The organism is Streptomyces sp. CS113, from assembly GCF_002188365.1.
Classification (GTDB): domain Bacteria; phylum Actinomycetota; class Actinomycetes; order Streptomycetales; family Streptomycetaceae; genus Streptomyces; species Streptomyces tendae.
The window spans coordinates 3,212,359-3,234,751 of record NZ_KZ195574.1; the positions used below are offsets into that span (position 1 = coordinate 3,212,359).

The following is a 22,393-nucleotide window of genomic DNA, read 5'->3' on the forward strand; positions in this document are numbered from 1 at the left end:
GACCGCCGGACCGGGCGGTCGCCCGGCCCCTCAGTCGTGCACCGTGCGGACCGGCAGGTCCGCCATCGCCTCCCGCAGGGCCGCCGCCAGTTCCTCGTACTCCGCCGAGCGGGCCGCGCCGGTGCGCATGGCGAGGGCGATACGGCGGGTGGGGGCCGGGTCGGTGAAGGACGCGGTGAGGAGCTGGCTGGAGCGGGAGGTCTCCACCCGGACGGCGGTGCGCGGCAGCAGCGTCACCCCGAGGCCGCCCGCCACCAGCTGCACCAGCGTCGACAGACCGGCGGCCGTCGTCGTCGCCGGGACGCCCGCGCGGCCGGCCTCGCGGCAGATGTCGAGCGCCTGGTCGCGCAGGCAGTGGCCCTCGTCGAGCAGCAGCAGCTTCAGCTCGCGCAGCACCGAGCGCTCGATGCCCTCCCGGCCGCCGAGCCGGTGGTCGAGCGGCGTGACCAGGACGAAGTCCTCGTCGAAGAGGGGGAGTTCGGTGACGCCGGGAACCCCGAGGGGGACCGCGAGCAGCAGCAGGTCGAGGCGGCCGGTCGTCAGGCCCTCCAACAGGCTGGCGGTCTGCTCCTCGTGGACCTGGAGGTCGAGGTCGGGGTAGCGGTCGTGGACGAGGCGCAGCACCGTCGGCAGCAGGTACGGCGCCACGGTCGGGATGACGCCGAGCCGCAGCGCGCCGGTGAAGGGCGCCCGGACCGCCTCCGCCTCCTCGAGGAGCGCGCCGACCTCCGCCAGGACCGCCTTGGTCCGCACCGCCAGCCGTTCCCCGGCCGGCGAGAGCAGCACCTTGCGCGTCGTACGCTCCAGGAGGGTGACACCCAGTGCCTCCTCCAGGGCGGAGACGGCGCCGGAGAGCGCCGGCTGGCTCATGCCGATCGCGGCGGCGGCGTCGCGGAAATGCAGGTGCTCGGCGACCGCGTCGAAAGCCCGCAGCTGGGCGAGGCTGGGCTGCCTCTTCTTACTGGACACTAATAGCCACCTCCGATCAACTCGACCGATTGTAGCTATTTCACTAATCAATGCACTCTGTGCCAGCATCACTGACGTCCAACCCATGGGAAACACTCGCAATATGGGTGTTTTCTCGCTGCACTTTTTGGAGAGCGCGTGCTCACTGTCGGTGACAAGTTCCCCGAGTTCGACCTGACCGCCTGCGTCTCGCTGGAGAAGGGCGAGGAGTTCCAGCAGATCAACCACAAGACCTACGAGGGTCAGTGGAAGGTCGTCTTCGCGTGGCCCAAGGACTTCACCTTCGTGTGCCCGACCGAGATCGCCGCCTTCGGCAAGCTGAACGACGAGTTCGCCGACCGTGACGCCCAGATCCTCGGCTTCTCCGGCGACTCCGAGTTCGTGCACCACGCCTGGCGCAAGGACCACCCGGACCTGACCGACCTGCCCTTCCCGATGCTGGCCGACTCGAAGCACGAGCTCATGCGCGACCTCGGCATCGAGGGCGAGGACGGCTTCGCGCAGCGCGCCGTCTTCATCGTGGACCAGAACAACGAGATCCAGTTCACGATGGTCACCGCCGGCTCCGTCGGCCGTAACCCCAAGGAGGTCCTGCGGGTCCTCGACGCCCTCCAGACCGACGAGCTCTGCCCGTGCAACTGGAGCAAGGGCGACGAGACCCTGGACCCGGTCGCGCTGCTTTCGGGAGAGTGAGCTGACATGTCCCTCGACTCCCTGAAGTCCGCCGTCCCGGACTACGCCAAGGACCTGAAACTCAACCTGGGTTCGGTCATCGGCAACTCCGACCTCCCGGCGCAGCAGCTGTGGGGCACCGTGCTGGCGACCGCCATCGCCTCGCGCTCCCCGATCGTGCTGCGCGAGCTGGAGCCGGAGGCCAAGGCGAACCTCTCGCCCGAGGCGTACTCGGCCGCCAAGTCGGCCGCCGCCGTCATGGCGATGAACAACGTCTTCTACCGCACCCGGCACCTGCTGTCGGACCACGAGTACGGCACCCTGCGCGCCGGTCTGCGGATGAACGTCATCGGCAACCCGGGCGTCGACAAGGCCGACTTCGAGCTGTGGTCCTTCGCGGTGTCCGCCATCAACGGCTGCGGCATGTGCCTGGACTCGCACGAGCAGGTGCTCCGCAAGGCCGGGGTGGACCGCGAGACGATCCAGGAGGCGTTCAAGATCGCCGCCGTGGTCGAGGCCGTCGGCGTCACGCTGGACGCCGAGGCGGTCCTGGCCGACGCCCAGTAGTCCCCCTGTGCCCGCGCGGGATTCGTCCCGGCGCGGCGCACACGGCACGGGCCCCGCTCACCGAGAGGTGAGCGGGGCCCGTTCGCGTCGCTACGCCGGGGAGGGGTCCGACGGCGGGCCGTCGGCCGGGGGATCCTGCGGCTCCGGGGTCTTCGGCGGCCCCGGAGGCCGGTCGGCCGCGGGAGCGGCGTCGGAGGAGGTGGCACCGTGCGGCCTGGGCGTCTGCCGCAGGGCGGCCTCCCGCGAGTACGCCCGCAGATAGCCCACGACGGTGTTGGTCACCGCCACCAGCGGCACGGCGACCACGGCGCCGCCGATGCCGGCCACCATGCCGCCGGCGGCCACCGACAGCACCACCGCCAGCGGATGGACCCGCACGGCGCGCCCGAGGATGAACGGCTGGAGGATGTGCCCCTCGATCTGCTGCACCGCCAGCACCACGACGAGCGTCATGACCGCCGCGAACACGCCCTGCGTCACCAGCGCCACGACGACCGCGAGGGCGCCCGACACCACCGCGCCGACGAGCGGGATGAAGGCGAACAGGAAGATGAACACGGCCAGCGGGACGGCCATCGGCACGTCCAGGAAGTAGATGCCGAGGCCGATGAAGATGGCGTCGATCAGCGCGACGATCACCGTGCCCCGCACATAGGCGGTCAGTGTCCGCCACGCGCGCGGGCCGGCCCCGGCCACGCCCGGCCGGGCGGCCGCGGGCACCAGCTTCAGCGACCACTGCCAGATGCGCTTGCCGTCGTAGAGCAGGAAGAGCGTCGAGAAGGCGGCCAGCAGGATGCCGGTGAGCGCCTCGACGACGACCGTGACGCCCTCCAGCCCGGCCGACGTGATCTGGTCGGTGTTGGCGCCGACCGCGTCGCGCAGGTTCTTGGCGATCTCGTTGATCTGCTTGTCGGTGACGTGGAACGGGCTGTTCAGCAGCCAGTTGCGCAGTTCGTCGATGCCATCCTGGACCTGGTCGGAGAGGTTGTCGATGTTCTCCATCACCTGCCAGGTGACGAACCAGCCGATCAGGCCCATGATCACGAAGCCGAGGATGGCGGTCAGCGCGGTGGCCGGCCCCCGCGGCACCCCGTGCCGGCGCAGCCACGCCACGGCCGGCTGGAGCAGCGCGGTGATCAGCAGCGCGGCCACGAAGGCCAGCACCACCAGTTGTACGGCGCTGATGACCCGCATCAGCACCCACACGGTGCCCGCGAGCACCAGCAGCCGCCAGCCGGCCTCCGCGGCCACCCGTACTCCCCAGGGCACGGCCTGCGCCGGGTCGGGACGGTCGACGACCACGACGGAACGGGACGCCCGGGTGTGCTCCGCGCCCGCACCCTCCTCGGTCGGTCCCTCGATGGGTCCCTCGGTCGGGTACGCGGCCGGGTCGTCCAGGGGGCGTCGCGCGTGGCCGGAGTGGGTCACCGGTCCGTCGTCGGCGTCGTCGTCCCGCCGCGCTTCCTCCCGGCGCTGCTCCAACCGCTCGCTCATACGGGTCAGTCCGGCGCCGACCCGGCCGAGCCACCCTGGCACTCGTGACATGATCCGTCCTCTTCCCCCGTCTTTCCCCACCACTCCCCCCTGGAGTCGTACCGGTCCGACCGTACATGGCAGGAGCGCGAAAGCCCCTCACCCTAGGACGGTGAGGGGCTGCGCGGGGTTGAGCGTGGGCCGCGCCGACGGGGACGACGGGCGGACGGCGGGCTCAGTACCAGTGGTTGGCCTGCCAGAAGGTCCAGGCCTCGCACGGGCTGCCGTAGCGGTTGTCCATGTAGCTGAGGCCCCACTTGATCTGGGTGGCCGGGTTGGTCCGCCAGTCGGCGCCCGCGGAGGCGTACTTGCCCGCGGGCAGGGCCTGGAAGAGGCCGTAGGCACCGGAGGAGGGGTTGACGGCCTGGTAGTTCCAGCTGGACTCGTGGTTCACGATGTTGCTGAAGCACTGGAACTGGCCGCTGGGCACCATCTGACGGGCCATCGCCTGGATCTGGCCGGTGCTGTAGGAGCTCTGGACGGCGAAGCTGGTCGACTCGCGCTTGGCGTCGCGGCTGGCCGCTTCCTTCGCCTCCTCGCGCTGCTTCGCCGCTTGGGCCGCCTTCTTGGCCTTCTCCTGCTTGTCCACGGCGGTCTTGGCGGCTGCCTTGCGGGCCGCCTCCTCGGCGTCCTTCTTGGCGCTCGCGTCCGCGGCGATGGCCTGCACGTCGGCCTGCTGCGTCAGGGACGCGGTCTGCACCTGCGCCTGCTCACCCATGGGGATGTCGGCGAGCAGGGTCGTGCCTGCTGCCGTCGCCTCCGCGTCGTCGTTGCTCTGCGCGACGCTGCCCGAGGCAACTCCGACGACGCTTCCGACGGCGGTGACCGCCGTGGCCGAGGCCACTGCGAATCCCCGGACCGAGATCCGGCTCACACGGTTTCCTTCCAGCATCGCCCGCTTCGGTGACCCTCGCGGACGCAATCGTGCCCCTGGCACTGGCCTCCCCAACTACGGGTCACGGGAGGCACGGGCCCGGTGGACAACTCCCTCGGCGGGAGCGCCGCGTGGTGCTCGGGCGGCATACGACTCTGCTATGGAGTTGGATCTGGTGCTTCTGGGGCGCCGTACCGCTGGGGGTACGCCTGTGTCGTATGCGGGGCCTGACAGGAATGAGACTCTGCCGTAACCCGGCGGGTGAGGCAATTCCGTGTTGCGTGTGAAAGCTCACATCCCGTTTGGCCCACGGGATTCTCGGAAATCCGCACACGCCGAGGCGCCGCCCGGCTAGGCTCTGGGCCTTTCCGGACGGCGCCGAACTGACGGGTAACCGGCCTTCCTGCGGGCAATCGACCCTTCACGGGTCGGACTTCACGGAAGCGTCAGATGTGACCGTCCTCCAGCATTTCGGTCACGAGCGCCGCGATCTGGGACCTCTCGGAGCGCGTCAGGGTGACGTGCGCGAAGAGGGGATGCCCCTTCAGCTTCTCGACGACGGCGACGACTCCGTCGTACCGGCCCACCCGCAGATTGTCCCGTTGTGCCACGTCGTGGGTGAGTACGACCCGCGAGTTGGCCCCGATCCGGGACAGCACGGTCAGCAGGACGTTCCGCTCGAGCGACTGGGCCTCGTCGACGATGACGAACGCGTCGTGCAGCGAGCGCCCCCGGATGTGGGTGAGCGGCAGCACCTCCAGCATCCCGCGGGCGGTCACCTCCTCGATGACCTCCCGGCTGGTGACGGCCGACAGCGTGTCGAAGACCGCCTGCGCCCAGGGGCTCATCTTCTCGGCCTCGGAGCCGGGCAGATAGCCGAGCTCCTGCCCGCCCACCGCGTACAGCGGACGGAAGACCATCACCTTCTGGTGCTGCCGGCGCTCCAGCACGGCCTCCAGCCCCGCGCACAGCGCGAGCGCCGACTTGCCGGTGCCGGCCCGGCCGCCCATCGACACGATGCCGACGTCCGGGTCGAGGAGCAGGTCGAGCGCGATCCGCTGCTCGGCGCTGCGGCCCTTGATGCCGAACGCCTCCCGGTCGCCGCGCACCAGCCGCACGTTCCCGTCGGGCGTGACCCGGCCGAGCGCCTTGCCGCGCTCCGACTGGATGGTCAGACCGGTGTGCACGGGCAGGCCGGCGGCCTCGGGGACGTAGACCCGGCCTTCCTCGAAGAGCACGTCCACCTGCTCGCCCGGCAGGGTGAGTTCGGACATCCCGGTCCAGCCGGAGGCGTCCGTGATGGCCAGCTCGGCGCGGTACTCCTCGGCGAGGAGTCCGACGGAGGACGCCTTGATCCTGAGCGGCAGGTCCTTGGAGACGACGGTGACGTCGAATCCCTCCGCCTGGAGATTGCGGGCGACCGCGAGGATGCGGGAGTCGTTGTCCCCCAGGCGGTAGCCGGTGGGCAGCACGCTGGGGTCCGAGTGGTTGAGCTCGACACGGACGGTACCGCCGAGGTCCCCGATCGGGATGGGGGCGTCGAGGCGACCGTGCCGCACCCGGAACTCGTCGAGCAGGCGCAGGGCCTGCCGGGCGAAGTACCCGAGTTCGGGATGGTGCCGTTTGGCCTCCAACTCCGTCACCACGACGATGGGGAGCACGACCTCGTGCTCGTCGAAGCGGCTCAGGGCGTTCGGGTCGGCCAGCAGGACGCTGGTGTCGAGAACGTAGGTGCGCCTGTCGGGCTTGTGGCGCTTTGTGCTGGTCACCACGGAAGGACGTACCCCCTCGGAAGAGGTCGGGGAGCGACGGAGTGGACGCTGGGCCGGGAGGGCGGAAACGGGCCGCGCCGGGAAGGCGGGAACGAGCCGCGCCGGGCGGGCCGTAACGAGCCGGCCGGTCGAGGGCCGCCCTGCACTGGCGCGGGCCGTGGACCGGCCCTCCGCCGCGTCTTCCGTGCCGTGACCGCACGGTGGGGCTGGTGCAAAGGGCCTCCCGGGCGGACGGCTCCGTGCCGTCCGCTGAGAACCGACGCCCGTGGTTCGGGCGTCGACCTGCTTGGCTTATGCCCTCGAACAAGCGCAGCCATGCCACGACACAGGACGGCGCACCGGTGAACTCCTCGTTACGGGCGTACCGCTCGTGGGGACGCCCGGGAGGACAGAAAAAACGGGCCGGTCCGTGGGGGGGGATACGGACCGGCCCGAGGGGGGGTTTCCACCATAACCCTTCGTAAGTGATGCTGCGTGCATCGGCGTGCCACAACTACTCTCCGAAGTCACCCGGCGACGCCCGGATGACCACGGAACCCCTTATTCCGCCTCGAACGGTGGCCAAATCACCCCGCATCTCCAGGCGGGCGGCCGATTCGCGTGTGACGGGAGTGACCCGGCCGGGCCGACGGCGGGCGTGCGGCACGGAATCCCGCTTCGCCCGTCCGGGTGACGCCACCGCCCTGCACGGACTTGACCCGGCACCCGGTCCCGCTCGACCGGCGTGCGACTGGCGTGCGACCGGCGCCTGATCCGGCACCGCGCAGCCCCCTCCACTGCGCGGTGCCACGCGCGTAGCTTTGCTCACGCGAATTACCTGGGTGTGAACTTACGCGACCAGGTGGCCCGAGTTCGACCCGAGAAGGACAACGGTGAATAACGATGTGGAAACCCTGTGAGGATTGACTGGTGATGGACGGGTGATCGACGCGTGACCGACACCACGCCTCCGAGCGCGCCGGCATTTGCGAAAGTGTGCCCTTTAAGCCCGAAAGATCCCTCTCTCCGCTCCCGCCGGACGGCCGAAGCGGCCGAGGGTGCGACAGAGGGTGACAGCGGGCGACAGAGGACAGTTCTTGTCCTACTTCTCACCTAACGTCGCCTCATGACGAAGACCACGGGGATCACTTGGGCCGAGGCAAGCGCACGGCGCCACGAACGGCAGTTCCTGGCCATGCCCGCCCGAACGGGCACGCCCGTAGCCGACGTGGCCGCCGCGATGCTCGGCGTCCACGCCCAGGTACTGTCGGCGGCCGAGCTGTCGCTGGGCCTGCGGACCGACGGCGTGACCCGCGCGGACGTACGCGAGGCCCTGTGGCCGACCGCCCCACCCGCCGCGCCTGCGCCTCCCCCACCGCCCGCACCCTCGTCCTCGCTGGTGAAGACGCACGGCCCGCGCGGCACGGTGCACCTGCTGCCGGCCCGCGACCTGCCGATGTGGTGCGCCGCCCTGCCCGCGATCCCGGACCGCACGGCCGGCTTTCCCAACGGCGTACGCCTCACGGGGGAGCAGACCGAGCAGGTCGTGGCGGCGATCGCCGACGCGCTCGACGGCGCCTTCCTGACCATCGACGAACTCGGCGAGGAGGTCGTCGCCCGCACCGGCTCCTGGGCCGGCGACCTGGTCATGCCGGCCTTCCAGACCATGTGGCCCCGCTGGCGCCAGGTCCTGCACCGGGCCGGCCAGTGCGGAGCCCTGTCCTTCGGCCCGAACCGCGGCCGCCGGGTGACGTACACCCGCCCGCCCCGCTTCACCCCGCTGCCGCCCGAGGAGGCGTCCCGGCTCCTCGTACGCCGATACCTGTACGCGTACGGACCCGCGACCCCGCAGCACTTCGCCCGCTGGCTGGCCGCACCGCCCGGCTGGGCGCAGGCCCGCTACGCCGAGCTGGCCGCCGCGGGCGAGATCGAGGAGGTCCGCTTCGAGGGCACTCCGGCGTGGGTGGTGGCCGGCGACACCGTCTTCCCGGACGCCGCGGAGCGTGACGAAACGGCCCGGGGTGTGCGCCTGCTCCCCTACTTCGACGCGTACGTCGTCGCCGCGCAGCCGCGGGAGCTGCTCTTCCCCGGGGCCGCGTACCAGCGGGCGCTGGCGGGCGGGCAGGCGGGCAACTTCCCCGTGCTGCTGGTGGACGGGGTCGTGGCGGGCGTCTGGCACCAACGCCGCCGGGGCCGGCGTACGACGGTCACGGTCGAGCCGCTGGGCCGCCTGACGGCACGGCAGGAAAGCGAGCTGGCGGACCGCGTGGAACGGGTGGGTGCCGTACTGGAGGCGGCGGCGGAACTGGTGATCGGGGAGGTGACGGTGGGGGCGCACGCGTGAGACCGCGGCCACGGCGGATGGCCGGGACCGCGGCGGGTGGCCGGGACCTCGGCGGGGTCGGGTCACGGCTCACGGCCTATCAGGGCATGGCCTGCGGCTTGCGCACGTCGAAGAGATGACGGGAGCTGTGGGCGACGAAGGGCCCCTCGTCCTCGATGCGCTCGTGCAGCTCGCGCAGCCGGTCCCGGTACGCCTCTACGGTGAACCCGGGCACCATCCACACCACCTTGCGCAGGAAGTGGACCACGGCACCGACGTCGAAGAACTCCATCCGCAGCCGTTCCGTCCGCAGCTCCACGACCTCCAGCCCGGCCGCCTCGGCCCCGGCTCGCTCGCGCTCGGGGTCACGGGCCCGGTGGTTCTCCTCCGGCAGCGGCCCCAGGAAGTACTCGATCAGCTCGAAGACGCTGGCGGGCCCGACGTGCTGGGCGAAATAGGTGCCGCCGGGCGCGAGCACACGGGCGACCTCGTCCCAGTGCGGCTCGACGGGATGCCGGCTCACGACCAGGTCGAAGGCGCCGTCCGCGAAGGGCAGGGGCGCGTCGTCGGCCGAGGCGACCACCGGGACGCCGCGCGGTCGCAGCAGCCGGGTGGCCTCCGCGACGTTGGGCTCCCACCCCTCGGTGGCGACGACGAGGGGGGCGCGCTGAGCCCCGGCGGCCGCGAGGGCGAAGTCCAGCACCTCCCCTCCCCCGGTCTGCACGTCCAGTACGGCGGTGGCCCCGGCCAGGCGCTCCCCCATGGACCGCGCGTACCCCCAGGACGGCCGCGCCTCGGTGGCCCTCCCCTCGAACCAGGAGAAGTCCCACCCTTCGGTGGGAACGGCGGCGCCTTCGGCCACGAGGTCATCGAAGGTACGGCGGTCAGGACGCTGCGAGGAACGATCGGAGGGACGACCGGAGGGCCGGTGCGATGAGCGACCGGAGGAACGATCGGAGGGCCGGTGAGCGGACATGACTACGCTCCCACCAGGGGCCGGACCCGCTCGGCGGCGAACCGCACGAATCCCTCCGGGTCGGGCTCGTCGCCGGTCGGCTGAAGGATCACGGTGTCGGCCCCGGCCTCGGCCAGCCGCCGCACGGCGTCGGCGACGGCCTCCGCGTCCCCGGCGGCTCCGAGCTCGGGGACGTCCCCGACGCCTTCGCCGACCAGCTCGTTGCGGAGTCGCTCACCGGCGCCGGGGCCGGTGGCGGCGAGGAGATACACGACCATCTTGTGCGCGTCCGTCCGTCCGGCGGCCGCCCGCCCTTCGTCGATGAGTCGCCGGGCGCGCCGCACCCCGTCCGGCGGGGTGTTCGCGGTGAGCACGGTCCCGTCGGCGGCCTCACCGGCCAGCCGCAGCGAACGGGGCCCGGTGGCGCCGGCGAGCACCTCGACGGCCCGCTCCGGCGGCCAGTCGAGCGCGACGTCGTCGAGCCGGACGTAGCGCCCCTTCGTCGTCACCCGCTCCCCGCTCAACAACGCCCGCAGCGCGACGAGATGCTCCCGCAGCAGCGTGAGCGGCGACTCGGCCCGCGCCCCGACCTGCCCCATCCAGTCCTGCACCCCGTGCCCCACGCCGAGGACGGCGCGGCCGGGGAACATCCGGTGCAGCGTGGCGGCCTCCATCGCGGTGACGGCCACGTTCCGCAAGGGCACGGGCAACAGCCCGACCCCGACCCGCACCCGCTCGGTCCACGCGAGGGCAGCGGCGGCCGTGGAGATCCCGCCCTCACGGAAGCAGTCCTCCCACAGCCACAACTCCTCGAGCCCCACCTCGTCGGCCACACGAGCCACGGCACGCAGCCGCTCGGGGGCGAGCTGGGGGCGGAATACGGCACCGAGTCCAGTCATGGTGTCTTCCTACCTCCGACCGAGGCCCCGCTCAACACGATTACAGGGCCCACGCGACCTACGAGGCCACCCGCATCGGATCCTCGAAACGAACGGTCTCGACGATCCCCCTCAACAACGCCCGGTACTCCTCCCGACGCGCGACCGCGGTACTACTGATCGTCAACACGACCAGCCGCTTGCAGTCGGGGTGCGGGAGGTGAGCGTGGACCTGGAGGAGGGGAAGCTGGGGGAGCCCGCTCTCCAACCCGCTGTCCGTAGCCGGACGGCGCAGGACCTCGCTGATGGTGAGGGGGCCGCAGGGCAGTTCGAGGTACTCGAACTGCCGGTGACCGGCCGATGCGGCAACGGCCCGGGCCGCGGTCGCCGCACGCGGAGCCGTTGCGGTGTCCCGCCAGGTGATGGTGAACATGGAGAACAGCGGAAGTACGCCGCCGCCGACGTCGTCACGATGCAGACCCACCGAACAGTGCACCGTCCCGACCTCGCGCAACGCTCCCAGCATCCGCTGTCCCGAGGCAAGGAGCGCGATGAACTGCTGTCGGGCCATTTCGTGCGGGGCGGACGCGAGGAGGGGCGCAGCGGCGGCGTGCAGAACCTCGGCCTCAGGCGTGTCCGGGTCTGCGAGAAGAGCGGTCAAGGGCAGGGACGTGAAACCTGAGGGTTCAGCGAACCACAGTTCTGCGTATGGGTCCTGAAGCGACTCATGCGCGAAGATCGCAGCGAAACTCACGGCACGGCTCATCTCATGACTCAAGGATTGACGGGATAAACGCCGGCGCGTCGCCCACGCTCGATGTCATGGGGCGTAGCACCCCAGTCGGCAAAGTGCTGACCACTCCGTGCGTCGGTCCGCTGCTCGACGACATGGAGTCGACGGGGGCCTGCTCCCCAGCGAGGTGGCGCGGCGACAACTCCGATGAACCGAGGATCACCGGCAAACCAGATGGTCTCGATCTCCGCCCTCAAGCAAGCTTTGGCGCGAGGCGCCATCCGACGGGACCACCATCGTCGCCGCAGGTGACTGGGAAAAACGAGCGGTAGTCGCTGTTCAGGGCGAGCCGGATTGAGGAACTCGAACCATCCATATTGCTTACTCATCACTTCTGGGCGCCTGGTCAACCCTCGCGGAGCATCTCGCACAATCTCCCATGGGTATGCGCGCAGGATGCGCCGTATCAAGAATGCCGATGGGAAGTACTTGAACTGGGTCAGCACCCGATACGGGCCGTAGATAAAGTACGGCATGAAAATCCATGCGACCCAGTTGGGAGTCCAGAGCGACACCTGCAGCAACGCGATCCAGCCAACGATCCAGCAGATCAGTCCAACGACGTTCATAGTCATGTGCAATGCCCACGACCATCGCGTTGAACGAAGACTCCAGGCAGTCGAACTATCTACAGACTGCAGCATGACACTCCCGAACGAGCTTAGAATACGTGACGAACTAGGCCAATAATCCCGCCGTTGTCGAGAATGAGACGGGATCCGCCAATTCCGGCTACGGCACCGTCCTTGATGCCGTCGTCGTCTGCGTTGACAGCCTTGCCGTACAAGCCGAACCCGCCGGTGCCGATCCCAGCGATGCCGGATGTCGCAGATACGGCCTTAGCCGCCTTTTCCGGATCGCTGAACCCGCGCACCGCTCGCGCAATCAGTCGATTCTCCAGTCCAGCAATTTGCCCAGCTTCATCCAGCGACTTCGACCCGTAGGTGGCAAGCTTCTGCCACACGCCCATCGACCCGGCAGTCGTTTGAATAGCATCTGCCGCTTCGATACCGCCCTTGGATACAGCACCCAGCCCAGGCAGAACTCCCATGAAATCGGCCCCCACCGAGACCGCGTTACTCCAGAAGTCCGCGTCGAGTTCGCCCTTGGTGATGCCGTCCATCAGAGACGCTCGCACCTCGGCGTCCCCGAGCCGCAGACCAAGAGCCGTAGCACTCAACCCGGAAGCCGTCAGCAGCAACGCCGCTACCGTCGCCAGCCCCAGAGGCCCGGCGAAAAGAAGCGCCACAACCCCGATCACCCCCGCCACGAAGCTGAGGATGTCCGGGAGGTTGTCGCCCAGCCAGTCGAGCACCTCGTCGAACCAGCCCGGCTCGTGCGGTACCAGCTTCTTCGTGGCGTCGCGGATCTTCCGCGCCCGGTACCCGGCCTTCTCCTCGTGCTCCTCGGCCAGCCTCTCCGCCTTGCCGATGATCTTCTTCAGCTCGGCCCGGGCATCCTCGAGGTCACCGTTCGCCCGCGTGAGTGCCTTCAGCGCGGCGTCGCCGTCGGCCCCCTCCTTCTTCAGGTCGGGGTCGTGGCCTGCCGAGTCCGCCCGCCCCTGTGCACGGTCGACCGCGGCCCGGGCATCCTTCGCGTCGTCCTCCAGCTTCCTCGCCCGCCGCTGGAAGTCGTCGAGCTCGCCCTCCCAGCGGTCCAGCTGCCTGGCCGCCTTGCGGATCGAGTGCGCGGCGTTCTTCAGGTTCAGCGGCAGGGGCCCGCCGTCCAGCTGCTCGCGAAAGGCGACGGCGGCGTCACCCTTCCAGTAACTGCCGTCAAGGAGCTTGGTGACGAGGTCGTACGCCTCCTGGAGCACCTTCGCGCATCCGCTGAGCTTCTTCTCCAGCCCCCGCACGGTCTCCGTGTCCCCGGGCACGGGATTGAAGCCGAGGTGCGGATACGCGGGGTTCGGGATGGGCGGCGCGGACTTGAGCCCCTGCGGCTTGCCCAGGTCCGCCCGCGACTGCGGGTCGAGAGCGGCACCGTACGGGTCATGGCCGGCCGTGACGGTCACTTGCGCGACTCCCGCACCGCCGCCTCGAGCGCCTTGTCGACCTCGAGGTAACTGTCCTTGCTCTTGCCGATGATGTCGGCAAGGTCCTCGGTCTGTTTGCCGATCTCCTCGGAGCCGTACTTCCAGTCCTCCTGGAAGGCCTCGCACGCGGAGTCGAGCTCATCCGTGCCCAGCCCGACGATCGTCGCGTCCGACAGCGCCTTCCGCACTCCCCTGAGCGAAGTCGACGACTTCTTCAGCGATTTCATGAACCGCCCGAGCTCGTCCCCGTCCACGGCAAGCCGCTCCGCCACCGCCCGTCCCCTCTCACCGGTCCACCGCACCGATGAGAGGAACGACGCCATCCGGTTTTCGTGACGCCCCGGGGGCTGCCGCCGCCCTGAGGACTGGCGGGACCGCTCAGCGGTTGACGGCCTGGATCTCCTGGACGACGACGTCCTGGGTGGCGCCGAACGTACCGTCGGGAAGGTCGCCGCTCGCGCCGCCACTGCCCGTCCAGTGGATCTCCCACGTGACGGTTGCCTGAAGCGGGAAAGTCCCCTCACCCGAGGAGCGCAGGTACTTCACCCCGCACGCCGGCGTGTCGTCCGCCTTCCCCTTCTCGTACGGAGCGCCGATACGGCCGTCCTTGATCTCACAGACACCCGACGCGGGGTAGGTCTCGGCATCCGGGGTGCCCGGTTCGATCCGCAGCGACACCGGCTCCGCCGTGGCCGTCGCGGTGATGGGGATCGCCTCCACGGACGCGGTGACCGACACCGGCTTGAACTCGGCCCCGTCCAGCCACGCCCACGTCGGAAGGTTCACCTTGGTCGCCTCGGCGGGCGCCAGCGTCACCTCGGTACCGGGGACGCGGATCTCGGCGTAGGCGAGCTCGGCGAGGACCTTCGGGGTGACGGCGTTCTCCTTGTCCGCGGGTGGCGGGTCACCGATGTCCACCCAGAAGTAATCCGTGTCGCACTTGTCCCAGCCCGGCGGGAAGCTCTTGTTCACATACGAGCCCCACCAATACCCCTTGCCGGTCTTGTCCTTGTTGAAGCCCTTCTTCTCATCCTTCGCGTTGTACTTCTCCCGCTGCTTGGCATCCCACTCATACCCCGTGGACTCCGCCTCCCAGATCGGCTCCAGGTAGTCCTGAAGCTCCTGAGGGTTGAACTTCGGGGCATACCAACACGCCGGCGGACTCCACGAAGTCGAAGACTTCACCGGCCCAACCGAATCACCCCTGCCGTTCTTCGAACGGTCAAAGACGACACCACCCACGGTGACCGAAACGGTCCCGTCATCACCGGTGTCGGCACGCTGCTCCGTCTGACCATTACTCCCATGTTTTCCACGCTCTGCAAATGCCGAGGGCGTGACTAGTACAGGAACACAGACAAGAGCCAGGACGGTCAACGTCCTGCCCAACGTTCTTACGGCTGACACGCCTTGTCCCCCCGGTTGGAAGCGATATCGGTGGTCTGCCAGACACCGACGGCGTTCTTGGCGAGCTTGGTGTTGTAGAGCACGTAGCTGTCAGCCGTCGCCGCCGACCTGTCGACCTTGCCGGTCTCCTTGTTCTTGATGTACGACTTGCTCTCGTCCGAGCAGTAGGTTACGTAAGCTTGGTCCTCGCCTGAGAAGGTGACCTTGCGGTTGAAATACCGGGTCACACCGATCCAGGTGTCGTTGTCGTCGATGTAGCCCTGCACGTACGTAATCGACGAACTCAGGGCCTTCTCCGTGTTGTAGTAGCCGAGCGCCTTCGTACCGGTACTGCCCTTGAAGATGGCTTCGTCGACCGCGTTCACCGCCAGCGAACTGTCCTTGAGCACAGCATCCTTCTTGGCGTCTCCGGTGCCGCCGCCCTCGAAGACATTCTTCACATCGGAGGGGAAGGTGATCTCCGGTCGACTTCCCGCGGACGTCTGGCTCGGGCTCGGACTCGGTGAGACGGATGCCTTGTCCCCCGTGTCCGCTCCCGCGATCTTGTCCTCTCCCTTGGCCGGGCTGTCGTCGTCGCTGCCGCACGCGGACAGCGTCAAGGCCGCTGTGGCGGTCAGCGTGAGCGCTGCGAGGAGGGTGGGGCGGCGGCAATTCACTGTCGACTCCTGGGTGGGACGAGGCTTCTGCTCAGCAAAGCCACGCTATCCACCGGGGCTGGAGGACACCAGAGCGAACCTTCGTGGCAACACGTGGACAAGCCGCTGGACTCGCCCCTCCACCCGCATCCAGGCGATGGGAAGCAGGGAGTCCGCCACCGCCCGACGCGCCACCGACCCTCTGGCACCGACGGCAGTCCGGAACTGTCCTCACTGCGACCAGCGCCACACGATCGTCGCCCTGCTCGCCCCCTCCCCTCAGGAAGCCGCCCGCCCGCTCAGACACCTCCAGTGAGCTTCGGCTGGCCGTCACCGATCTGCGGGCCCGCAACACTCAGGTCATCGACGGAAGTTGGCTCAGTTCGCCGCTGATCGCATCCCGCAGCGCGTCGTGCTGCGGGCCGAGCTTGAACTGCTCGTCACTCCACCGTTCACGCGGATAGAGCCACACTGGCTTGCCCACCACATCGGCTGGCTCCCACTCGAACCGCGGCCAGACATGCGCGTGCAAGAACGGGTCCGTGTTCCCCAGGATCTCCAGATTGACCCGGCGAAAAGCCGGGTCCAACCGCCGGCAAGCACGCTCGACCGCTTCGCCGAGCCGGTCCATGTCGGACAGGAACGACAGTCGCTTCGCCCTCGGCAGATCCGACAGCCGCTGCACATCCGGTTCGTCCACCAGCAGAACCGAGTAGCCGGGCAGGAACTGAACGTCCCCGATCACCGCGAACCCCGACCTCAGCCGTCGCAGGACGGTCGGGTTCTCGCCCCTCAGCGCAGTCCCGATCCGGTCCATCCGCCAGTCACCAGCCATGGCCAAAACCTACATTCTGGTGATCAAAGACCGCTCTTCGATCCCCATCATTCCTGGTCGGTCAGTCTGTGCACACGGACGGGCTCGGCCACCGCGCCTCCAGCGGTCGGACACTCACACTATGGCTGACACTGGGCCGCCCCCCTCGTAGAGAGGATCTGCGACGTCCGCCAGACGCCGTCGGCATTCCTGTCGAGCCTGGTGTTGTACTGGACGTAGCTGTTCTTCGTGACCGGCGTCTTCGCGACCTTGCCGGTCTTCTTGTCCTTGCTGAAGCCCTTGCTCTCGTCCGCGCAGAACGTGAGGACGGCTGAGGTCTTGTCCCTGAGTTCCACCTCGCGATCGAAGTAGCGGACCTGACCGGTCACCGTGGCATTGGCCTTTTCGAACTGCCCGACCCACGACACCGCTGCCTCCAGGGCCTTGCCCGTGTTGTAGAAGCGGAGCGCCTTGCCCTCAGGGTCCGTGCCGGCGATAGCGGCGTCGACCGCCCGCATCCGCTCCGCGTTGTCGGCGAGAACGGCGTCCTCAGCCGAGTCTCCGGTCTCAGCGCCCTCGAAGGTCAGCTTCAAGTCCGACGGAAGCTCCACCTTGGGGCGGTCCGCTGCCGCAGTGGACGAGGAGGGCGGTGTCGGCGAGGCGGACGGCTTGTCACCCGTGTCTGCGTTCGCGATCTTGTCCTTCCCCTTGCCGGATTTCTCGTCGCTGCCGCACGCGGACAGCGTCAAGGCCACTGTGGCGGTCAGCGTGAGCGCTGCAAGGAGGGTGGGGCAACGGCGATTCACTGTCGGCTCCTGCGTGGGACGAGGCTTCTTTCCAGCGTCACCCGCGTCAGCGGTTGACGGCCTGGATCTCCTGGACGACGACGTCCTGCTCTCCGCCGAAGTCGCCGTCGGGCAGCGGTTGTTCTTCGGCCACGCCGGTACCGGTCCAATGGATCTTCCAGGTGACCGTGGCCTTCAGCGGGTACGACCCCTCGCCCGACGAACGCAGGTACTTGACCCCGCAGGGCGGCGTTTCATCCGCCTTCCCGTTGGCGTAGGGCTCACCGATGCGACCGTTCGCGATCTCGCACACCCCGGATGCAGGGTATGTCTCAGCGTCCGCTGTACCGGGATCGATCTTCACCGACACTGGCGTTGCCGTGGTCGTCGCGTTGACTTCCAGCAGAGGCACGGAAGCCGTCACCGACACGGGTTTGAAGTCCGTTGCGTCGAGCCAGGCCCAAGTCGGGAGGTTCACCTTCGTCGCCCCAGCGGGCCTCAGCTCCACCTCCGTGGTGGGGACGCGGATCTCCGCGTAGGCGAGCTGGGCGAGGACCTCAGGCGTGATCGCCTGCGGGATGTCCGCGGGCGGGTCGTCGCCGGTGTCCACCCAGAAGGTCTCCTCCTTGCAGTCGAGCGCCCCCGGATCACCCTCCCGGCCCTGTGTGACGTAGGAGTCCCACCAGTAGCCCTCGCCGGACTTCTCCTTGTTGAAGTCCTTGTACGGCTTCCCGTTCACGTACCTGTCGCGCTGCTCCGCATCCCACTCGTAACCCGTCGACTCGGCTTCCCAGACCGGTTCCTTCACCTTCTGGAGCTGCTCCGGGGAGTACTTCGGCGCGTAGTAGCAAGCGGGAGGCGTCCAGTTGGTCGCAGCGGCCACCGGGCCCACGGACGCCCCCGAGCCGTTCTTGGAACGGTTGAAGACGACCGCGCCGGCGGTCGCCGAGACCGTACCGCTTCCGTCGGACTCACCGTGCGCGTCCGTGCTGGGCGACTGAGCACCGCCCCCGATCTTGTTGTCGGCAACGGCTGCGGCTGTCGCGCCTACGAAGACAGCAGCGGTCACGACTTGCACAACTAGAGCACGCGCGACGGGAGTCAGGGCTGGCACTTGTCGCTCCCCCTTTGGGACAACATCTTCTGTACAACCCAGACGCCCTTGTCATTCTTAGTCAACTGCGTGTTGTACAGCACGTAACTATTCTTGGTTACCGGTGTTTTGTTGACCTTCTTCGGCTTCAGGTACATGTCGTAGGCCTTGCCCTGATCTTCGCAATACACGAGCGAGGCACTGTCTTTTCCGCGCACGTTGACCACAGCGTCGTAGAAGCGGTACGCACCAGTCACCCGCGCGTTCTCTTTCACGTATGCCTGGATGAACTCCTGCGTACCGGCCGCAGCTTCGCCCTCGTAGTAGTAGAGGTAGGCCTTGTCCAGTGGGTCCTGATTGACGATCGCGAGGTCCACGGCCTTGATGGACTGCTCCCCGTCGGCGAGGACGGCGTCCTTTTCCTTGTCCCCAGTCTTGGGCCAGTCGAAGGTGTAGGAAAGATCATCCGGCAGTTCGATCTCCGGCCGGTCGGGCTCCGTCGACTCGGACGCGGTCGGTGACGCCGACGGCTCACTGCTTGTGTCCGCACCCGCGATCTTGTCCTCACCCTCCCCCTTGCCGGAACTGTCGTCGCTGCCGCACGCGGACAGCGTCAAGGCCGCTGTGGCGGTCAGCGTGAGCGCTGCGAGGAGGGTGGGGCGGCGGCGATTCACTGTCGGCTCCTGGGTGGGACGAGGCTTCTCTTCAGCGAAGCAACGCTATCCACCGGGGACGGGCTGCACCAGGGTGACACCTGTCTCCCCCCGGCCGCCCGGGAGTTCAAGCCCCTTGCACTGGTGGCTTCTTGGGCCATAACAGTTCCGTAACGCACCGGAAGCAGCAAAGGAAGCCGGTGGTCACCAGCTCCGGTGCGGATACCTTCGGCGGGGGCGACGGGGCGTAGGGAGGGCACCTGCATGGGACGGCGGCGGTGGCGGGACGGGGTGGGGGTTCTGGCCGTGGTGGGGGCGGACGGCGAGGGCGTTCGTGTTCCACTGGAGGTCGCGAGTTCCTACCGTGCGCGGACCAAGGGGCTGTTGGGGCGCGACTCGGTCGACGGGGTGATGTTGCTGACCCCCGCCAGCGGTGTGCACACGTTCCGGATGCGGATGGCCATCGACGTCGCCTACCTCGACCGGCGGCTCAACGTCATCGCCGTGCGCACGATGCGGCCGGGCAGGATGGGGCTGCCCCGGTTGCGGGCGCGGCACGTGCTGGAGGCGGAGGCCGGAGCCATGGGTGAGTGGGGCCTCCGGGTGGGAGCACGGGTGGAGGTCGTCGAGGGCTCGGCCGAGTCGGCCGGCGGTGCCGGTCGGCAGGACTAGTCGTCCGTGACGTCGACGGCGTGGTCGCCGCATCCCTCGAAGACGCTCGGGGTGCCGTGCGTGATCACGAGCATGTACGAGGTCGGCACCAAGGCGCAGTCCTTTTCCTTCCACTGCACGGCGAGGACCGTCCAGATGACGATGAGGGCGACGACCACGATGGACGGCACGCTGCGCGTCCTGTGCCATGAGCTGTCGCCGTGCGGCGGGTGCGGGTCGCCGGGGCCGGCCGGGCCCCCGGGGCCCGCCGCCGGTGGTCCGCCTCGGCCCGGCGTCCGTTCCCAGGGGCGTCTGCTCTCCGGCTCCCCCGTGTCGTTCGGTCTCATTTCCCGGACCTCTCCCCCGCTCGGTGCCGTTGCGCCGCTTCACTGTGCCGGGGATCGGTGTCCCGGTCCTCGGCGGGGAGTGCAGGGTTGTTCGGCGTGGGGTGCAGTCCGCGCTTCGGTCGGCGAGATGCCGTACGCCTCGCGGAAGGTGCGGCTGAAGGCGGCGGGGTGGCGGAAACCCCAGCGGTCGGCGATCTCGCCGATGGTGCGGTGGCGTAGGCGCGGGTCGACGAGGTCGGTCCGGCTGCGTTCGAGTCGGCGGTGGCGGATCGTGGCGCTGACGGTTTCCGGCTCCTCCTCGAAGAGGGCGTGCAGGAGGCGTACCGATATGTGGTGGTGTGCCGCTATCGTCGCCGGGCCCAGGTCCGGCTCGTGCAGGTTGTGGTCGATGAAGGCGTGGATGCGGGCGAGGAGCACCCGCCGACGGCTTTCGATCGGGAGCGTCGGAGCACTGTCGAGGCGGGCGCCGAGGAAGGTGACCGCGAGTTCGAGGGCCATGGTGCCCAGGCGGCGCAGCTCCGTCGGCCCGCAGTGCTCGGCGTTCTCGCGCAGTCCTGCCAGGTAGGAGGTGAGCAGGGCGCCGGAACCGGTACGGGTGGGCAGCGGCGTGGCCACCAGGTGGTCCGTCTTGTCCCAGGGCAGCGGCACGGCCGCTCGGGGCAGCCGCAGCACACTCACCCGCGAGTGCCGGCCCTGGTCCTGGAACTCGCAGGCCAGGGGCTGTGATGTGTCGAACAGAGCCACGTCCCCGGCGCGCAGCAGAGCGTTGTTGCGGCGCTGCTCCAGACCGATGGGCTGCCGTGGACGAGGAAGAGGTAGTAGTTCTCCGGGTCGGACGAGCGGATGTGGTCCGGTGTCCGGCGCGCCGACATCGGCGAGAACGAGAAGGCCGAGAACTCGGTGTCCACGAGTTCCAGCAGGGCGACCTCGCCTTCGAAGTGGTCGGCGTGCGCGCTCGCCAGCGACACCGGCATCACCGCCCTGCTGACCATGTCCCCCCACCAGCCGAACCCCTCGGGGCCGCTGACGCTGTCCGTGGAGAGGTGCACCGACGCTCCCGCCCCGGTCTTCCCCACCGCTGTCCCCCGTCCCATGCCCTCCACCCCCGCAGCCGTCGCGCCCGTGCCGACTCTGCCGACATTCTGCGCCGCGGTCCTGGGACGCGGGAGCTCTCGACCGGTCAGTTCGGGTGGGGTTTGCGCCCATCGTCAAAGGACTCTGCGCGCTCGGGCGAGGACGAGGGGGCGCGGGTGTCGGACAGTGGTGAGCCCGGTTCGGTGACAGAGAGGCGTGGTAGGCAGTTGAGCAGTTCCGGTGGCGGCGCCTCGCCAGGGAGGCGGATGGGGGAGGTGGCGGCCGTGGTCTCGGCGATCACCGCTGTGGCGGGGTTGCTCCTGGCAGTCTTCGGGATACCCCTCGTGGGAAACTCTTCGCCGCTCGGCCGGAGTGTCGCGGGGGCCGGGGCGTCGTCGTCCTCGGATGGGGGCACCGCCGCATCGCCGTCGCCGTCGCCGTCGGTGTCGGTATCGGCATCCCGGTCGGTTTCGGCTTCGGGTGCGGCGTCCGGTTCTGCTTCCGCTTCTGGGTCGGAGCGGGCTTCGGCTCCCGCCTCGTCCTGTTCGTCGTCTCTGCCCAAGTCCTGGCGGCGGGTCGAAGCAGTCCCTCTGACCGTCTGCTTCGGCAGGCCCGACGGATGGGACGAGGTGCCCGCCAGTGAGCTGCACAGCACCTGGCGTTCACCGGACGGCGCGTACGACCTGAGCGTCAAGCGGGACAGGTCGTACGGGTCGACCCCGCAGGCCGCCTCGGCGGGGCAGTTGGCCTGGTACCGCGACACCGCCGCGTCGTCGATGGCCGGCATCGAGGTCACCACGCACCGGACGCGCCAGAACGGGCGGGACGCGCTCTGGCTGGAGATCGACTATCACTGGGCGCAGCAGAGCGAACCCCGCAAGCGTCTGGAGGTGTTCGTCGCCGGGCGGGCCGGCTACGTGTACCAGTTGCTGGTCGACACCGAGGCGACCGCGCGGCGCCTCGCCGAGCAGAGCCGTCTGTTCGCGACCGCGCGGGAGAGCCTGCGGATCGATGTCTCCACGGCGTGACGTACGTGAGGGGGTTTCCCCCGTCAGGGCGAGACGATGTGCAGGAGTGCCGTGCCGTCCGTGCCCGTCGCCGCCTGGATCACCACGGCGCCGGGCTGCGGGCTCGGGCGGGTGGGGTCGAGGGTGCCGCAGGAGTTGCCGCTGCCGTGGTCGCGGAGGTACGTGAGGCAGCCTTGGCCGGGGCCGCGGGCGCCGCCGGAGGAGCGGTTGTTGCCGGACTTCACCTCGTACTCGATCTCGTTCGGGCCGACCTTCGTCACCGACAACGTTGCCCGGCCGGCGTCGCCCGGGGCCGGGAAGCGGATGGTCACGGGCTCGGTCACCGTGATCTCGCAGTTGCCGTCGGTGCAGGCGCCGACGTCGGTGCCGTCCGCCGGTGACGAGGAGGGGGGCTCGGGTGCGGAGCGGGACGTCGTGGGGCGGTCCCGGGGAGTGCGGGGCGGCTCGTCGTCCTTCGGTTCCTGGGTGTTGCCGCACGCGGTCGTCGACAGGGCGGTCAGCGCCGCGAGGGCCGTGAGGAGTGTGCGAGCGGAGCGTGAGCGGCGCATGTGCTTCC

Annotated in this window: 25 protein-coding genes; 5 read left to right on the top strand and 20 right to left on the bottom strand. The window is 69.2% G+C overall.

The annotated features are described in order from the left end of the window. Positions 1-30: 30 nt before the first annotated feature. Complete coding sequence (locus B9W62_RS13805) at positions 31-969, bottom strand: LysR substrate-binding domain-containing protein (protein WP_087807469.1); 939 nt, start codon at positions 967-969, stop codon at positions 31-33. A gap of 138 nt (positions 970-1,107) precedes the next feature. On the opposite strand from B9W62_RS13805, the gene B9W62_RS13810 reads away from it, so the two are divergent. Further along, on the top strand, positions 1,108-1,662 hold the full coding sequence (locus B9W62_RS13810) for a peroxiredoxin (RefSeq protein WP_087807470.1): 555 nt from the start codon (positions 1,108-1,110) through the stop codon (positions 1,660-1,662). Between the two features lie 6 nt (positions 1,663-1,668). Then, the gene (locus B9W62_RS13815) at positions 1,669-2,208 is read left to right on the top strand and encodes an alkyl hydroperoxide reductase (protein ID WP_087807471.1); all 540 of its coding nucleotides are present in this window, start codon (positions 1,669-1,671) and stop codon (positions 2,206-2,208) included. Positions 2,209-2,298: 90 nt separating this feature from the next. Here the strand turns inward: B9W62_RS13815 and B9W62_RS13820 are convergent, their stop codons facing one another. The 3 genes from B9W62_RS13820 to B9W62_RS13830 form a co-directional block, all read right to left on the bottom strand. Further along, complete coding sequence (locus B9W62_RS13820) at positions 2,299-3,753, bottom strand: AI-2E family transporter (protein ID WP_087807472.1); 1,455 nt, start codon at positions 3,751-3,753, stop codon at positions 2,299-2,301. A 163-nt stretch (positions 3,754-3,916) separates the two neighbouring features. Next, complete coding sequence (locus B9W62_RS13825) at positions 3,917-4,615, bottom strand: aggregation-promoting factor C-terminal-like domain-containing protein (RefSeq protein ID WP_179235481.1); 699 nt, start codon at positions 4,613-4,615, stop codon at positions 3,917-3,919. 446 nt (positions 4,616-5,061) lie between these two features. After that, positions 5,062-6,387 (bottom strand): PhoH family protein, encoded by a 1,326-nt coding sequence (locus B9W62_RS13830; protein WP_087807474.1) that lies wholly within the window; start codon positions 6,385-6,387, stop codon positions 5,062-5,064. Positions 6,388-7,492: 1,105 nt separating this feature from the next. Between B9W62_RS13830 and B9W62_RS13840 the strand changes: the two genes are divergently transcribed. Next, positions 7,493-8,710 (top strand): winged helix DNA-binding domain-containing protein, encoded by a 1,218-nt coding sequence (locus B9W62_RS13840; RefSeq protein ID WP_087807476.1) that lies wholly within the window; start codon positions 7,493-7,495, stop codon positions 8,708-8,710. Between the two features lie 79 nt (positions 8,711-8,789). On the opposite strand, the gene B9W62_RS13845 is transcribed toward B9W62_RS13840, so the two are convergent. The 11 genes from B9W62_RS13845 to B9W62_RS13895 form a co-directional block, all read right to left on the bottom strand. Continuing rightward, positions 8,790-9,551, bottom strand: a complete 762-nt coding sequence (locus B9W62_RS13845; protein ID WP_087807477.1) for a class I SAM-dependent methyltransferase — start codon at positions 9,549-9,551, stop codon at positions 8,790-8,792. A 116-nt stretch (positions 9,552-9,667) separates the two neighbouring features. After that, the gene (locus tag B9W62_RS13850) at positions 9,668-10,543 is read right to left on the bottom strand and encodes an LLM class flavin-dependent oxidoreductase (RefSeq protein ID WP_087807478.1); all 876 of its coding nucleotides are present in this window, start codon (positions 10,541-10,543) and stop codon (positions 9,668-9,670) included. Positions 10,544-10,601: 58 nt separating this feature from the next. Then, the gene (locus tag B9W62_RS13855) at positions 10,602-11,288 is read right to left on the bottom strand and encodes a hypothetical protein (RefSeq protein WP_087807479.1); all 687 of its coding nucleotides are present in this window, start codon (positions 11,286-11,288) and stop codon (positions 10,602-10,604) included. Positions 11,289-11,976: 688 nt separating this feature from the next. Beyond that, positions 11,977-13,329: a putative T7SS-secreted protein gene (locus B9W62_RS13860; protein WP_087807480.1), complete on the bottom strand. Its 1,353-nt coding sequence runs from the start codon at positions 13,327-13,329 to the stop codon at positions 11,977-11,979. After that, a complete protein-coding gene (locus B9W62_RS13865; protein ID WP_256976325.1) occupies positions 13,326-13,673 on the bottom strand; it encodes a hypothetical protein in 348 nt (115 codons plus the stop codon). Before B9W62_RS13865 ends, B9W62_RS13860 begins: the two co-directional genes overlap by 4 nt. Before the next feature lie 55 nt (positions 13,674-13,728). Next, positions 13,729-14,757: a hypothetical protein gene (locus B9W62_RS13870; protein ID WP_373433684.1), complete on the bottom strand. Its 1,029-nt coding sequence runs from the start codon at positions 14,755-14,757 to the stop codon at positions 13,729-13,731. Continuing rightward, positions 14,745-15,413, bottom strand: a complete 669-nt coding sequence (locus B9W62_RS13875; protein WP_087807482.1) for a hypothetical protein — start codon at positions 15,411-15,413, stop codon at positions 14,745-14,747. Before B9W62_RS13875 ends, B9W62_RS13870 begins: the two co-directional genes overlap by 13 nt. A gap of 334 nt (positions 15,414-15,747) precedes the next feature. Beyond that, entirely contained in the window at positions 15,748-16,227 is a 480-nt protein-coding gene (locus tag B9W62_RS13880; protein WP_087807483.1) for an HIT family protein, read from the bottom strand. Between the two features lie 119 nt (positions 16,228-16,346). After that, positions 16,347-17,012 (bottom strand): hypothetical protein, encoded by a 666-nt coding sequence (locus B9W62_RS13885; protein ID WP_087807484.1) that lies wholly within the window; start codon positions 17,010-17,012, stop codon positions 16,347-16,349. Positions 17,013-17,058: 46 nt separating this feature from the next. Continuing rightward, positions 17,059-18,105: a hypothetical protein gene (locus B9W62_RS13890; protein ID WP_373433685.1), complete on the bottom strand. Its 1,047-nt coding sequence runs from the start codon at positions 18,103-18,105 to the stop codon at positions 17,059-17,061. Beyond that, a complete protein-coding gene (locus B9W62_RS13895) occupies positions 18,093-18,758 on the bottom strand; it encodes a hypothetical protein (RefSeq protein ID WP_179235482.1) in 666 nt (221 codons plus the stop codon). Before B9W62_RS13895 ends, B9W62_RS13890 begins: the two co-directional genes overlap by 13 nt. A 243-nt stretch (positions 18,759-19,001) precedes the next feature. Here B9W62_RS13895 and B9W62_RS13900 point away from each other — a divergent pair, with 243 nt between their 5' ends. Further along, positions 19,002-19,409, top strand: coding sequence for a DUF192 domain-containing protein (locus B9W62_RS13900; protein WP_087807486.1), 408 nt, complete (start codon positions 19,002-19,004; stop codon positions 19,407-19,409). On the opposite strand, the gene B9W62_RS13905 is transcribed toward B9W62_RS13900, so the two are convergent. The 4 genes from B9W62_RS13905 to B9W62_RS40710 form a co-directional block, all read right to left on the bottom strand. Continuing rightward, entirely contained in the window at positions 19,406-19,579 is a 174-nt protein-coding gene (locus B9W62_RS13905; RefSeq protein WP_087807487.1) for a hypothetical protein, read from the bottom strand. The genes B9W62_RS13900 and B9W62_RS13905 overlap by 4 nt on opposite strands. 195 nt (positions 19,580-19,774) lie before the next feature. Then, the gene (locus tag B9W62_RS13910) at positions 19,775-20,479 is read right to left on the bottom strand and encodes a helix-turn-helix domain-containing protein (RefSeq protein ID WP_256976326.1); all 705 of its coding nucleotides are present in this window, start codon (positions 20,477-20,479) and stop codon (positions 19,775-19,777) included. Continuing rightward, positions 20,410-20,829 (bottom strand): cupin domain-containing protein, encoded by a 420-nt coding sequence (locus B9W62_RS40705; protein ID WP_256976327.1) that lies wholly within the window; start codon positions 20,827-20,829, stop codon positions 20,410-20,412. The genes B9W62_RS13910 and B9W62_RS40705 overlap by 70 nt, the downstream gene beginning before the upstream one ends. An 86-nt stretch (positions 20,830-20,915) precedes the next feature. After that, positions 20,916-21,371, bottom strand: coding sequence for a hypothetical protein (locus B9W62_RS40710; protein ID WP_256976328.1), 456 nt, complete (start codon positions 21,369-21,371; stop codon positions 20,916-20,918). 67 nt (positions 21,372-21,438) lie between these two features. On the opposite strand from B9W62_RS40710, the gene B9W62_RS40715 reads away from it, so the two are divergent. After that, positions 21,439-21,837 carry a hypothetical protein gene (locus B9W62_RS40715; RefSeq protein ID WP_256976329.1) on the top strand — a complete coding sequence of 133 codons (399 nt, stop codon included), beginning with the start codon at positions 21,439-21,441 and terminating at the stop codon, positions 21,835-21,837. A 23-nt stretch (positions 21,838-21,860) separates the two neighbouring features. Here the strand turns inward: B9W62_RS40715 and B9W62_RS13920 are convergent, their stop codons facing one another. Beyond that, positions 21,861-22,385 carry a hypothetical protein gene (locus B9W62_RS13920; protein WP_087807489.1) on the bottom strand — a complete coding sequence of 175 codons (525 nt, stop codon included), beginning with the start codon at positions 22,383-22,385 and terminating at the stop codon, positions 21,861-21,863. Positions 22,386-22,393: the final 8 nt, after the last annotated feature.